Genomic DNA, 12,649 nt, shown 5'->3' on the forward strand with positions numbered 1-12,649 from the left:
ATACTTTAAAAAAAATGAAATTAAATCATTTTTTAGTTTTACTTACTATTAGTTTTCTTTTTTTGCTTCATTCCAAAAAACATCCATCTCTGCAAGTGTCATATCTTCTAAAGATTTCCCCATTTCTTTAGCTTTACCCTCTAAATACTGAAACCTTTTTATAAATTTTTTATTAGTACGCTCTAAAGCATCTTCTGGGTTTACCTTTAAAAAACGTGCATAATTTATCATAGAAAATAAAACGTCACCAAATTCTGCTTCTATTTTATCTTGGTTAGCAGCATCTACTTCTACTTGTAATTCTGCTAACTCTTCTTGTACTTTTTCAAATACTTGTTGTGGCTCTTCCCAGTCAAACCCTACGCCAGCAACTTTATCTTGTATTCTACTTGCTTTTACCAATGCTGGTAAACTTTTAGGAACACCTTCTAAAACACTGTTTTTACCTTCTTTTAGTTTTAATTTTTCCCAATTACGTTTTACCTCTTCTTCATCCTCTACCTTTACATCTCCGTAAATATGTGGATGACGATGAATTAGCTTATCACAAATCTCGTTTGCTACATCAGCTATATCAAAATCACTAGTTTCACTACCAATTTTGGCATAAAAAACAATATGCAGTAATAAATCTCCTAACTCTTTTTTTACTTCTTCCAGATTATTATCCAAAATAGCATCACCCAACTCATACGTTTCTTCTATGGTTAAATGACGTAAAGTTTGTAAGGTTTGTTTTTTGTCCCAAGGGCATTGCTCTCGCAATTCATCCATTATGGTAAGTAACCTATCTATTGCTTGTAACTGTTTGCTTCTGGAGTTCATCCTGTAAAAAGTTTTGGTAAAAGTACAAATACTATCTTTTTTAAAAACATAAAAAAGACTAGTAATTTACCTTAAAACAAGCACAAGGTTATTGTTTCTCTTTTTCCTGCAACAATTGTAAATACATCTCTTCTACTTTGGTACGCGCCCAAGGTGTTCTACGTAAAAAATGAAGACTAGATTTTACTGTAGGTCTATGGGTAAAACAGCGTATATTAACTGTGTTACCCATATACTCCCAGCCGTAAAAGTCTACTAGATCATCTATAATAGTTGCTAGTTTTACACCGTGTAAAGGGTCATTAGACTTTTGCATTATTATTAATTACGTTTATTATTAGACCTGCGGTCGTTATTACGTTTAGGTTTACGATTATTACTAGAACCATTTTTAGATCCTGCTTTTTTAGGTCTGTTACTAGAGTTTCTAGAACCTCCACGCTGCCCTTGTTTTATGGGTTTTGTTGATGCATTAGGATCTGGCTCAAAACCTTCTACTATTTCTACAGGAATTTGCATTCCAATTAATTTTTGAATGTCTTTTAAGTAAGATGTTTCATCTGCACTTACCAAAGATACAGCCTCACCACTTGCTCCTGCTCTACCTGTTCTACCAATTCGGTGCACATAGTCTTCAGATATATTTGGGATCTCAAAATTAATTACGTGTGGTAACAAAGGAATATCTAAACCACGAGCAGCAATATCTGTAGCTACTAAAACACGTAGTGTTCCTTTTTTAAAACCTTCTAGTGCTTTTGTACGCGCACCCTGACTTTTATTACCGTGAATAGCCGCTGCAGAAATACCTGCTGCAATCATTTTTTTACACAAATTATTAGCTCCGTGTTTAGTTCTTGTAAAAACTAAAACTTGTTGCCAATTACCATCTGATATTAACTTGATAATTAAACCTGTTTTTTTACCTTTTGCAACTCTGTACACTTTTTGCTGAATTACTTCTACGGCAGTGTTCTCTGGAGTAGCTTCAACCTGCACAGGGTTGTTTAAAATACCGTGAGCTAGTTTTTTAATGTCTTTAGAAAAAGTTGCAGAAAACATTAAATTTTGACGCTTTGCTGGTATTAATTTCATTACGCGTTCTATATCACGTAAAAAACCCATATCTAACATACGGTCCGCTTCATCTAAAACAAAAATCTCTACTTTGTCTAAAGATAAAAATCTTTGATTATGAAGATCCAATAAACGTCCAGGTGTTGCCACCAAAACATCCATTCCTCTTTTTAAGTTTGCTATTTGTGGCTTTTGGTTTACTCCACCAAATATTACTGCAGAGCGTAAATCTAAAAACTCACTATATTCTTTTACGTTAGCAAATATTTGCGCTGCTAACTCTCTTGTTGGTGTTAGTATTAAAGCTCGTACTGGCCTATGTCTTAACGTTTTCTCTTCTGATAATAAATGTAATAATGGTAATGTAAAACCTGCAGTTTTACCTGTGCCCGTTTGTGCAGATGCCAAAACATCTTTGCCTTCTAAAACTGGCGGTATTGCTTTTTCTTGTATTGGAGACGGAGTAGTATACCCCTTTTTCTCTATTGCTTTTAATAGATTATTAGATAAACCTAAGTTCTTAAATGTCATAAATTAGTATTGATAAACCATAACTTTTTAATAAAGTCTGTTCGTAAAATTAAATGCAAAAGTAATGCTATTTTTATGGTTAATCGTTTCTTTTAGAAAATGTTAAGACGCAAACCATAATTAATTAAAAAAGAGCTTGTTATTAATATGCTTTATATTCTACTAAGTACATTGTAATGTATGTGCAAAATACCTGTATCGGGTAATGTACGTTACCTGTCGAAAAATAAACACACATCAACAACATAGAACTTATATTAACATTATATTTGAAAGTATGAGAATTTTACTATCACTTTTTTTATTTGTATCCTTTTTAGGACATAGTCAAACCACACATCGTTTTTACAATGAAGTACAAAAGCTTCAAAAAAAATATGAAAGTAAACGTAATAGCACAGAACCTACTATAGTTTTTACAGGCAGTTCTAGTATTAAATATTGGAAAACTATAGAACAAGATTTTCCTAATAAAAATATTATTAACACAGGTTTTGGTGGCTCTACAACCGAAGATTTACTGTTATTTACAGATGATTTAATTTTAAATTACAACCCCAAACAGGTTTTTATTTATGAAGGAGATAATGATATTGCAGGTGATAGAAGTTGCAAGTTAGTACTATCACAACTAACAGAAATAATTAACAAAATAAAAAAAGCCAATACCAATACACAAATTGTTTTAATCTCTGTTAAACCTAGTATTGCTAGGTGGCACCTAAAAAGAAACTATAAAAAACTAAACAGAAAATACAAAAACTTAGCAAAGAAAAACCCTAACATAACTTATGTAGATGTTTGGAAACCTATGCTAAATGGCAAACAGTTAAAACCAGATATTTTTACCCAAGACAACCTACATATGAACGCCAAAGGATACCAAATTTGGCAAAGTGTAATTACAAACTATATTAACTAACCAATTTAAATGAAAAATTCTATTTTATTTAGAACCTTATTAACCCTTATCGGCATTTTTACAATAATTGCTTGCCAAGAAAAAAGAGTAATTATTAACTACCCAACTACAGATTTATCTGCAGAAAGTATGGTTCCCTTACCGCTAAAAGTTACACCTACTAATAGTGCATTTGGATTAGATAAAAATACGGCTATTTATACCTCTAAAAATTCTGGTTTTGAACAAGTGGGTTCTTTTTTATCTAATAAAATTAGCTCAAAAATTAACTTAGAGGTTCCTGTAAATAGTACAAACCCTGAAACATCTAAAATTATATACATAAATAAAACAGATAGCTTAGAGTTAGATAATAAAGAGGCTTACCAAATGTATATTACACAAGACTCTATAATTATTAATGCAAAAACAGCTGCTGGTGCTTTTAGAGGTATACAAACTCTAAGGCAAATTATACCAGAAGAAAGTAATGACACCCTTACAGCACACAAAATGTGGTTAATACCTAGCGGAAAAATACTTGACCAACCAAATTACGAGTACAGAGGTGCTATGTTAGATGTTGCTAGGCATTTTTTTAGTGTTGATGATGTAAAAAAATACATAGATATTTTAGCTTACTATAAGTTTAATGCTCTACACTTACATTTAACAGATGACCAAGGCTGGCGTATAGAAATTAAATCTTGGCCAAAATTAACAGAAATTGGGGCTAGCACAGAAGTTGGCGGTGGTCCTGGAGGTTTTTATACCCAAGAAGATTTTAAAGAATTAGTGCGTTATGCTCAAGAAAGACATATTATTATTGTACCAGAAGTAGATATGCCAGGACACACAAACGCTGCTACAGTTGCTTACCCGCAATTAAATGGCAACGGAAAAACGCCTAAAATTTATACAGGTATGCGTGTTGGCTTTAGTACTCTTGATACAGATAAAGATCTTGTTTATGCCTTTGTAGATGATGTTGTAAGAGAAATTTCTGCTATTTCCCCTGCTCCTTATTTTCATTTAGGAGGAGATGAGAGTCACGTTACAAAGAAAAAAGATTTTAAAAAGTTTATTTTAAAAGTTTCTAAAATTGTAGAAAGTCACGGAAAAACACCAATAGGATGGGATGAAATTGCTACAACAGATATTAGTAGTAATTCTGTTGCTCAATTCTGGAGAAGCGAAAAAAATGCAAAATTGGCATTAGGAAAAGGGATGAAAATTATATTATCACCAGCTAAAAAAGCTTATTTAGATATGCAGTATGATACGTTATCTAAACACGGGTTGCACTGGGCAACATATATTCCTGTAGATTCTGCTTATATATGGACACCAGAAACATTTGTAAAAGAATTACCTAAAGAACAGGTTTTAGGTATTGAAGCCCCTTTATGGTCTGAAACTATTAGTAATATTGAAGAGTTAGAATATTTAGCTTTTCCTAGAATTATTGGTTACTCTGAGCTTAACTGGACCATAAAAGAAAATAGAAATTGGAAAGACTATAAAATAAGATTAGCTAACCAAGCTCCTTATTTAGAGAGGATGAACGTAAAATATTATCCAACAAAATTAATAGATTGGAAAAAAAGCAAACATACTTTTAAAGAGATAGATAAAGATTAAAAAAATAAAATTTATTATAAAAACTAGATTTAGTATGTTACCAAAACAATAAGTCTAGTTTTTTTATGCAATAAGAAATACAGGTAAGAGTTATATTACATATCATTACAACATCATAAACCTAGAATATTTAATTTATGCAAAACATTCAATTTCCTGTTACTTTTCAGTTTAAAATATCTACTTTTTCTAATGATTTTACAGCAACAGATGCTACTGGTAAAACTATTGCCTATGTAAAACAAAAGATGTTTAAATTTAAAGAAGAGATTAAAATTTACAATGACGAATCTAAAACAAAAGTAAATTATAGCATAAAAGCAGATAAATGGTTAGATTTTTCTGCAGCATATGCCTTTAAAGATGAAAACGGAAAAGAATTTGGTAAAGTAGCTCGTAAAGGGTGGAGATCTATTTGGAAAGCACATTACAATATTATTGATGAAAACCAAAAACAACAATATAACATAAGCGAAGAAAACCCTTGGGTTAAGGTATTTGACTCTATGCTAGGCGAAATTCCTGTTTTAAATTTCTTTACAGGTTATTTATTTAATCCGTCTTATATGGTTAAAGACAACCAAGGAAAATCTATTATAAAATTAAAAAAGAAGCCTTCTTTTTTTGGTAGAAACTTTGAGCTAAGTAAGCAAGGAGAAATGGATAATGATGATGACGACCGTATAATGCTAGGATTAATGATGATGATTTTACTAGAACGCAGAAGGGGATAATCTATAATATTTAAAATGCCTTGTGTAATACAAGGCATTTTTTATTTTAAACTCTCTCTTAAAGACTTTAATATTTTTTGTAATTTATCATAATTTAATGGTTTTTCTAAATAGCTTATTACATCTAAAAATGTTTCTGCTTTTTCTTTATCTGATGGTCTCCCAGAAGAAGTTACTATAACAATAGGAACTCCCATACAAATACAACTTTGCTCTTTAACCTCCATAAATTCAAAACCATCCATAATAGGCATATTAATATCTAAAACAATTAAGTCTGGCTTATTATCTTTTAAATAATCAATAGCTTCCTTACCGTTTTCTACAGCTGTTATATTTGTATATCCTAAATTATTTAACTTACTAGTTGTTATAAAGTTAGTTACTACATCATCTTCAATTAGTAGAATTTTACATAAGTTGGTTAATTTTTCGTCCATTAAAAATATATTTTAAATTGAGTTCCTTTGTTTTCCTCACTCTCTACTAGCACTTTACCTCCATTATTTACAACTATGGAATGTAGTATGTATAGGCCTACTCCTAAACCTTCTACGTGAGTATGCATTCTTTTGAATAACCCAAAAACTTTAGTTGAGTCATTACTGGTATCAAAACCTAAACCATTATCCTTTACTATTAAAACTGGTTTATTATCTTCTAATTGTGTTGTAACCGAAATTATTGGTTTTCTACGCGGATGTTTATACTTAATTGCGTTAGAAATTAAATTATGTAAAATGCTCTCAAATTGTACAGCATTGTAATTAATTTTAGGGTAAGCCGCAAAATCTTCCTTTATTATAGCTCTAGTATTTATAATTTTTTCAGAATGTATTGCTTTAATCTTTGCAACTACTTCTTTAAAATTTACAACCTCCTTTTTATCTTCTAAACTAGACTTTAAAGCTATTACATTGTTTAATGCCTTTAACTTATCGCACATAAGTTTACCAACATATTTTAGCTTATCAAATATAGGTTTTACTTCATCAGTAATTACATTACTAGACTCTAACATACCAAAAAGGCTCTGCATATTGGTTAGAGGAGCTCTAAGGTCATGCGCCGCAACATAAGAGAACTCTTCTAATTCTTTGTTTTTTTGTTTAAGATTTTTATTTACTTTTTCTAAATTATTTTGTGTGGCTTTTAATTTATCAATTGTAGCTATTAAATTTGTAACATCTAAAGTAGTAACCCCTAAACCTTCACCTACTTTAAAGGCTCTAACTATAAAAACAAAAGTTTTGTCATCTGTGTAAAAAGATATTTCATCTAAGCTAATAGGTACTCCTGTCTCTATTACTTTTTTATATGACTCTAATCTTTCTGTACCTTCTAAATAAGGAAAAGCTTCTAAAATAGATTTACCAATAAAATCATCCTTTTTTATATTTAGAGTAGATATGGCAGCTTCATTCATATCTAAGAATACCATATTTTTATCAAATATTACACTTGGCGTATGTGCCATATCAAAAAAAGCTCCTTTAATCTCACTGTCTACATTAATAACTTCTACACTCATACTACTTGTTTTTTATTTGGGGTTAAAACTGTAATCTGTAGCAAATTTGAGGTTAATTAAACGTAATAATAGTTTGGTTGCTATAGAAAGCTATAAAGTATAGACCAATGGTAAAATAGTTTAGTTAAATAAAAAAAGGCAACATATAAATTATATGTTGCCTTTTTCTTTTACTTAAGTTTCTGTTGTTATTCTGCAGCAGACTCTTTTGTTTCTTTATTTTCCTCTGGTTCAGAAAAATCTGTGATACCATGTTCGTGTAATAAGTTATACCACTGTATTACTTTTTTAATGTCACTAGCATACACACGATCTTCATCGTAATTAGGTAAAACTTCAAAGAAATATTCTTCTAATTTTAACTTGTCATCTTTATGCTTAACAGATGTTTTTTCTCCGTTTTCTTTTGTTTGTATTTTATTAAATACCTCTCTTAAAGGAACTTCTTCCTCTAACGTATAAATAGCAATTTCTGATAAAACACTAACATTTGTACGCATATTAACAGTACTTCTTTTTCCGTCCATTAAAGACTCTGCTATAAAACCCGTACGTGTTTGTGTTACCAACTTGTGTAATCCTGGTTTTCCAGAAATGGATAAAATTTTATCTAAACTCATATTTTACTTTATAAATCTTCTACAAATATTATATTTTTTATATCGATAAAAAAGGAATCTATCTTCCTTTTTTCATTTCAGGAAAACGCATTCTGTATTCTACTCTAATTTTTCCTTTAGAAATGTTACTTAACTTACTCTTTAACAACCTTTTCTTTAATGATGATAATTTGTCTGTAAACAATATACCTTCTATATGGTCATACTCGTGTTGTATAACCCTTGCTAATAAACCGTTATACTCTTCTGTGTGCTCCTTGAAGTTTTCATCTAAATAAGTAATTTTAATATTTTCTTTTCTAGATACATCTTCTCTAATATCTGGTATACTTAAGCAACCTTCATTAAAGGACCACTCATCCCCTGTTTCTTCAGTAATTTTTGCATTAATAAATACTTTTTTAAAGCCACTTAAAGCTTTTTGTTCTTCTTTAGACAAATCTTCATCGTCTGAAAAAGGAGTTGTGTCAACCAAAAAGATACGTACCGGCAAACCAATTTGTGGTGCAGCTAAACCTACGCCACTAGCGTTATACATAGTCTCCCACATATTTTCTAAAAGTTCCTTTAACTTAGGATGATCTTGGTTTATATCTTTTGCTTTTTTTCTTAGCACAGGGTCGCCATATGCTGTTATTGGTAAAATCATATTACTACTTAATTTTTATACATTGTTTTTATAAAACAATTAAAATTTTAATTTCTATTTAAATAAGACTGTAAAATAATTGTAGCACTAATTTCATCTACCAGTGCCTTATTTTTACGCTGTTTTTTATTTAACCCACTATCTATCATTGTCTTAAATGCCAATTTAGATGTAAAACGTTCATCTTCTCTTTCTACTGGCATATTAGGAAAAATAGTTTTAAGTTTTACTAAAAAAGGTACAATTAACACTTCGGACTCAGAAGCGGTATTATTCATCTGTTTAGGTTCACCTACTATAATTTTGTCTACCTTTTCTTTAGCAATATAATCCTTTAAAAATGTTAAAAGATCTTTGGTTTCAACTGTTGTTAGCCCAGATGCTATTATTTGCATTTCATCTGTTACAGCTATACCTGTACGTACTTTTCCAAAATCTAAAGCTAGTAATCTACCCAAACTGTTTTTTTTGGCAAAAATAATATATAAATTGTTATATGTTTACATTTGATTAAATTATTAAGCCTCACCTATTATCTTTGCTAAAATTGATTTTAACAAAAATGACAGAATTACAGAAAACTATAGAAGCTGCTTGGGATAACCGAGAATTACTAAAAGAAACAGCTACACAAGATGCTATTAGAGAAGTTATAGACCTAATAGATAATGGAAAACTTAGATGTGCAGAGCCTGTTGAAGGCGATTGGCAAATTAATGAGTGGGTAAAAAAAGCTGTTGTTCTTTATTTTCCTATTCAGAAAATGGAAACATTAGAAGCTGGTATTTTTGAATACCATGATAAAATGCCTTTAAAAAGAGGTTATAAAGAAAAAGGAATTCGCGTTGTACCTAATGCAGTTGCAAGGCACGGAGCTTACATATCTCCTGGCACTATTTTAATGCCTAGTTATGTAAACATTGGCGCTTATGTAGATGAGGGTACAATGGTAGATACTTGGGCTACAGTTGGTAGTTGTGCTCAAATTGGTAAAAACGTACACCTTAGTGGTGGTGTTGGTATTGGTGGTGTTTTAGAGCCTTTACAAGCATCTCCTGTAATTATAGAAGATGGTGCTTTTATTGGGTCTAGATGTATAGTTGTAGAAGGTGTTAGAGTAGAAAAAGAAGCTGTTTTAGGTGCTAATGTTGTTTTAACAATGAGTACTAAAATTATAGATGTTACTGGTGATACTCCAGTAGAAATGAAAGGTAGAGTACCTGCACGTTCTGTAGTTATACCTGGTAGCTATACTAAAAAGTTTGCTGCTGGTGAATACAACGTACCTTGTGCTTTAATTATTGGTAAACGTAAAGAAAGTACCAACAAAAAAACATCTTTAAATGATGCTTTAAGAGAGTATGATGTTGCTGTTTAGTATATGTCTACTAGAGAAACAAAAAGCCCACAATTACAATTGTGGGCTTTTGTTTTTTATAAAAAACACATTTTAGTACTAATCTTTTATAATACCAAATTTAGTTACCTTATGTTTTAAGGTACGAGTTTCTTTTCTAATATCGTTATTTATCTTCCAGCTTTCTTTGTTTGCATAACCTCTTGGATGGTCTAAGTGAACAACAATTGCGCTATATCTTATTTGTTTAGTTTTTATACCTAAATTTACTAATCGCTCACCAAGTTCTCTGTCTTGCCCTCCATATTGCATACGTTCATCAAAACCATTAACAGCTAAAATATCTTTTTTCCAACCTGAAGAATTATGGCCATTCCAAGTTGCCTTGGTTGTTGTAATTGTGTTTAAAAATTTAGCACCAAAACCTACGAATCTTAGTTTATTATTTTTAAAAGAAGCTTTTAGTCCATGCTCTTTTAACCAAGGGATAGAGAAACAAATATTAGTTTCTATTTCTTCTTTAGAAATTAATTTTGAGATATTCATAGGAAGCTTAAAATAACCTCCAGATAAAAAATAACCTTCTTCTTTATAATTGTTATGGACCTCTACAAAGTCTTTTCTTGGAATACAGTCACCATCAGACATTATAATATATGGCGCTTTAGATTCAACTATTGCTTTATTCAAAATCTGAGATTTTTGAAAACCATTGTCCTTATGCCAAACATGATTTATATGATAGTTAACCTCTTTTTTAAATTCATTTATTACATTTCTAGTGTCATCATTAGATCCATCATCTGCTATAACTACTTCAAAATTGTTAACTGTTTGTGCGTTATATCCCCAAAGTACTTTTTTTAACCATTCTACAGAATTGTAAGTACTTATTATAACGGAAATTTCTGGTGCTCTCATATTAATTTAAAAATGATAACAAAAGTACTAAGGATTATTTTAATAATCTTTACTTTTGAAAAACAATACTAAATAGAAAAATGACATTAAGAAAAACTTGGGTAAAACTTATTAAAACATTTAAATTTTTGCCTCAAAAATTTTATGTTAGGCATTATTACGAGTACTATACTGGTAAAAAACTAGATTATGATAACCCTGTAGAGTTTAATCAAAAACTATCTTGGTATAAAGTTTTTTACAGAAATCCCTTACTTCCTAAATTAGTAAACAAATATGCAGTAAGAGAATTTGTAGAAGAAAAAATAGGAAAAGAATTCTTAAATGACTGTATAGGTGTTTATAATTATCCTAAAGATATTGATTGGAGCAAATTGCCTGAAAAATTTGTAATAAAGGGAGTTCATGGTTGTAACTTTAACTTAGTTGTAACAGACAAATCTAAAATTAACAAAACCAAGGCTAATTTAAAGATGTATAAATGGCTTAACAAAAACCAATATTATAGAGGTGGCTTAGAGTGGGCATATAAAGATGTTAAACCACAATTAATTATTGAAAAGTTTATGAAAGATGATATAACTAATGATCTAATAGATTATAAGTTTTATTGTTTTGATGGTGAGCCTAAATTTCTAGTTGCACAGTCTGATAGCCTAGGCAGGTATTTTTATGATTTAAAATGGCAAGAGCTACCTTTTAGATGGAAAAAAGAATATAAAAATTCTATTTCTAAACCTTCTAACTTTAATGAATTAATTGAATTATCAAAGAAATTATCAAGTGGATTTCCATTTGTTCGTGTTGATTTTTACTCAGTAAACAACAAAACTATTTTTGGTGAAATGACCTTTTATCCGACAGACGCAAGAGATGATTTTTATCCAGAAAAATATAACAAAATTATAGGAGATTATTTTAAATTACCAACTGTATAATTATTTGAAACAATAATTTAATACAAAAAAATAAAATTCAAATGAAAGTATTTAAAGAGTTGCCAAATTCTATTTATTACAGTTGTTATTTAAGATTAAAAACACAAAAACAATTAATAAAAAACAAAAAAAACATACCTGTAATAGTATCATTAACATCTATTCCATCTAGGCTAAATAATATAGATATTGTAATAAAAAGTATATTTAACCAAACTATTATACCAGAAAAAATAATACTGTGGCTACACACATCTTTAAAAGATAATCTTCCTAAAAAACTATATAAACTACAATCAAATTTGTTTGAGATTAAATATTCTAATTTAACGTGTTCTCACCGTAAACTAATACACTCTTTAAAAGAAAACCCAGACAAAACAATTGTTACTTGCGATGATGATCAGATCTATAGAAATGATTGGCTTGAACTTTTATACGATGATCATTTATTAGATAGTAAGTCAATTATAGCTCATGCCACAACGCAAATAAAAATAGACGAAAATGATAATTACCTACCGTTTATAAAATGGCGCGTTAAAGAAGACAGTAAATTATATAATTGTCTACTACCTATAGGAGCTTGGGGTATACTATATCCTCCAAACTCTATGTCTAATATTATTTTGAATGAAGAATTATTTTTAAAATTAACGCCAAAAGCTGATGATTTATGGTTCAAAGGAATGTCTTTGTTAAACAATACAATTTCTAAAAAATCTACTAAACAGCCTAAACAACCAATACCAATAATTGGAAGTCAAAAAGAATCTTTACAGCTAGAGAATGTTAAAAAGAATAAAAATGAAATTCAGTGGCAAGCACTGTCAGATCATTTTGATTTAATTTCAATATTAAAAAGCCAATAAAAAAAGTAAGTTATTTCTGAAATAAAAAAGAAAAATCACTAAAAAAACAAAT

At 29.8% G+C, this 12,649-nt stretch carries 15 protein-coding genes; 6 read left to right on the forward strand and 9 right to left on the reverse strand.

Annotated features, from left to right (window positions below; translation table 11 throughout):
- Positions 1-48 precede the first annotated feature (48 nt).
- The 3 genes from mazG to Q4487_RS04710 all read right to left on the reverse strand — a co-directional run bounded on the left by mazG (position 49) and on the right by Q4487_RS04710 (position 2,433).
- Positions 49-825: a nucleoside triphosphate pyrophosphohydrolase gene (gene mazG, locus Q4487_RS04700; protein ID WP_100895578.1), complete on the reverse strand. Its 777-nt coding sequence runs from the start codon at positions 823-825 to the stop codon at positions 49-51.
- A gap of 88 nt (positions 826-913) precedes the next feature.
- The gene (locus Q4487_RS04705) at positions 914-1,141 is read right to left on the reverse strand and encodes a VF530 family DNA-binding protein (protein WP_100895577.1); all 228 of its coding nucleotides are present in this window, start codon (positions 1,139-1,141) and stop codon (positions 914-916) included.
- Between the two features lie 5 nt (positions 1,142-1,146).
- Positions 1,147-2,433 (reverse strand): DEAD/DEAH box helicase, encoded by a 1,287-nt coding sequence (locus tag Q4487_RS04710; protein ID WP_100895576.1) that lies wholly within the window; start codon positions 2,431-2,433, stop codon positions 1,147-1,149.
- 277 nt (positions 2,434-2,710) lie between these two features.
- On the opposite strand from Q4487_RS04710, the gene Q4487_RS04715 reads away from it, so the two are divergent.
- The 3 genes from Q4487_RS04715 (at position 2,711) to Q4487_RS04725 (ending at position 5,709) form a co-directional block, all read left to right on the forward strand.
- Entirely contained in the window at positions 2,711-3,355 is a 645-nt protein-coding gene (locus Q4487_RS04715; RefSeq protein WP_100895575.1) for an SGNH/GDSL hydrolase family protein, read from the forward strand.
- Positions 3,356-3,364: 9 nt separating this feature from the next.
- The gene (locus tag Q4487_RS04720; RefSeq protein WP_100895574.1) at positions 3,365-4,975 is read left to right on the forward strand and encodes a family 20 glycosylhydrolase; all 1,611 of its coding nucleotides are present in this window, start codon (positions 3,365-3,367) and stop codon (positions 4,973-4,975) included.
- A 137-nt stretch (positions 4,976-5,112) separates the two neighbouring features.
- Complete coding sequence (locus tag Q4487_RS04725; protein WP_100895573.1) at positions 5,113-5,709, forward strand: hypothetical protein; 597 nt, start codon at positions 5,113-5,115, stop codon at positions 5,707-5,709.
- Between the two features lie 41 nt (positions 5,710-5,750).
- Here the strand turns inward: Q4487_RS04725 and Q4487_RS04730 are convergent, their stop codons facing one another.
- From Q4487_RS04730 to ruvX, 5 genes are all read right to left on the reverse strand, one after another.
- Complete coding sequence (locus Q4487_RS04730; protein WP_303541330.1) at positions 5,751-6,149, reverse strand: response regulator; 399 nt, start codon at positions 6,147-6,149, stop codon at positions 5,751-5,753.
- A complete protein-coding gene (locus tag Q4487_RS04735; RefSeq protein ID WP_100895571.1) occupies positions 6,149-7,240 on the reverse strand; it encodes an ATP-binding protein in 1,092 nt (363 codons plus the stop codon). The genes Q4487_RS04730 and Q4487_RS04735 overlap by 1 nt, the downstream gene beginning before the upstream one ends.
- 188 nt (positions 7,241-7,428) lie before the next feature.
- Entirely contained in the window at positions 7,429-7,860 is a 432-nt protein-coding gene (locus tag Q4487_RS04740; protein WP_303541328.1) for a DUF5606 domain-containing protein, read from the reverse strand.
- A gap of 58 nt (positions 7,861-7,918) precedes the next feature.
- Positions 7,919-8,509: a peptide deformylase gene (gene def, locus Q4487_RS04745; protein ID WP_100895569.1), complete on the reverse strand. Its 591-nt coding sequence runs from the start codon at positions 8,507-8,509 to the stop codon at positions 7,919-7,921.
- A 47-nt stretch (positions 8,510-8,556) separates the two neighbouring features.
- The gene (ruvX, locus tag Q4487_RS04750; protein WP_100895568.1) at positions 8,557-8,967 is read right to left on the reverse strand and encodes a Holliday junction resolvase RuvX; all 411 of its coding nucleotides are present in this window, start codon (positions 8,965-8,967) and stop codon (positions 8,557-8,559) included.
- A gap of 104 nt (positions 8,968-9,071) precedes the next feature.
- On the opposite strand from ruvX, the gene Q4487_RS04755 reads away from it, so the two are divergent.
- Positions 9,072-9,887 (forward strand): 2,3,4,5-tetrahydropyridine-2,6-dicarboxylate N-succinyltransferase, encoded by an 816-nt coding sequence (locus Q4487_RS04755; RefSeq protein ID WP_100895567.1) that lies wholly within the window; start codon positions 9,072-9,074, stop codon positions 9,885-9,887.
- A 78-nt stretch (positions 9,888-9,965) separates the two neighbouring features.
- On the opposite strand, the gene Q4487_RS04760 is transcribed toward Q4487_RS04755, so the two are convergent.
- Positions 9,966-10,787: a glycosyltransferase family 2 protein gene (locus tag Q4487_RS04760; protein ID WP_303541323.1), complete on the reverse strand. Its 822-nt coding sequence runs from the start codon at positions 10,785-10,787 to the stop codon at positions 9,966-9,968.
- Positions 10,788-10,867: 80 nt separating this feature from the next.
- Here Q4487_RS04760 and Q4487_RS04765 point away from each other — a divergent pair, with 80 nt between their 5' ends.
- Together Q4487_RS04765 and Q4487_RS04770 are read left to right on the forward strand one after the other, a co-directional pair.
- Positions 10,868-11,725, forward strand: coding sequence for an ATP-grasp fold amidoligase family protein (locus tag Q4487_RS04765; RefSeq protein WP_303541321.1), 858 nt, complete (start codon positions 10,868-10,870; stop codon positions 11,723-11,725).
- Positions 11,726-11,766: 41 nt separating this feature from the next.
- A complete protein-coding gene (locus tag Q4487_RS04770) occupies positions 11,767-12,597 on the forward strand; it encodes a glycosyl transferase (protein ID WP_303541319.1) in 831 nt (276 codons plus the stop codon).
- Positions 12,598-12,649: the final 52 nt, after the last annotated feature.

This window comes from Cellulophaga sp. 3_MG-2023 (assembly GCF_030546975.1).
Lineage (GTDB): Bacteria > Bacteroidota > Bacteroidia > Flavobacteriales > Flavobacteriaceae > Cellulophaga.

Bases quoted from the DNA above. Each gene is read 5' to 3' on its own strand.
- def (WP_100895569.1), bottom strand. From the start codon at position 8,509: ATGATTTTACCAATAACAGCATATGGCGACCCTGTGCTAAGAAAAAAA.
- Q4487_RS04740 (WP_303541328.1), bottom strand. From the start codon at position 7,860: ATGAGTTTAGATAAAATTTTATCCATTTCTGGAAAACCAGGATTACAC.
- Q4487_RS04705 (WP_100895577.1), bottom strand. From the start codon at position 1,141: ATGCAAAAGTCTAATGACCCTTTACACGGTGTAAAACTAGCAACTATT.
- Q4487_RS04710 (WP_100895576.1), bottom strand. From the start codon at position 2,433: ATGACATTTAAGAACTTAGGTTTATCTAATAATCTATTAAAAGCAATA.
- Q4487_RS04770 (WP_303541319.1), top strand. From the start codon at position 11,767: ATGAAAGTATTTAAAGAGTTGCCAAATTCTATTTATTACAGTTGTTAT.
- Q4487_RS04760 (WP_303541323.1), bottom strand. From the start codon at position 10,787: ATGAGAGCACCAGAAATTTCCGTTATAATAAGTACTTACAATTCTGTA.
- Q4487_RS04715 (WP_100895575.1), top strand. From the start codon at position 2,711: ATGAGAATTTTACTATCACTTTTTTTATTTGTATCCTTTTTAGGACAT.
- Q4487_RS04735 (WP_100895571.1), bottom strand. From the start codon at position 7,240: ATGAGTGTAGAAGTTATTAATGTAGACAGTGAGATTAAAGGAGCTTTT.
- Q4487_RS04725 (WP_100895573.1), top strand. From the start codon at position 5,113: ATGCAAAACATTCAATTTCCTGTTACTTTTCAGTTTAAAATATCTACT.
- Q4487_RS04755 (WP_100895567.1), top strand. From the start codon at position 9,072: ATGACAGAATTACAGAAAACTATAGAAGCTGCTTGGGATAACCGAGAA.
- Q4487_RS04720 (WP_100895574.1), top strand. From the start codon at position 3,365: ATGAAAAATTCTATTTTATTTAGAACCTTATTAACCCTTATCGGCATT.
- Q4487_RS04730 (WP_303541330.1), bottom strand. From the start codon at position 6,149: ATGGACGAAAAATTAACCAACTTATGTAAAATTCTACTAATTGAAGAT.
- mazG (WP_100895578.1), bottom strand. From the start codon at position 825: ATGAACTCCAGAAGCAAACAGTTACAAGCAATAGATAGGTTACTTACC.
- Q4487_RS04765 (WP_303541321.1), top strand. From the start codon at position 10,868: ATGACATTAAGAAAAACTTGGGTAAAACTTATTAAAACATTTAAATTT.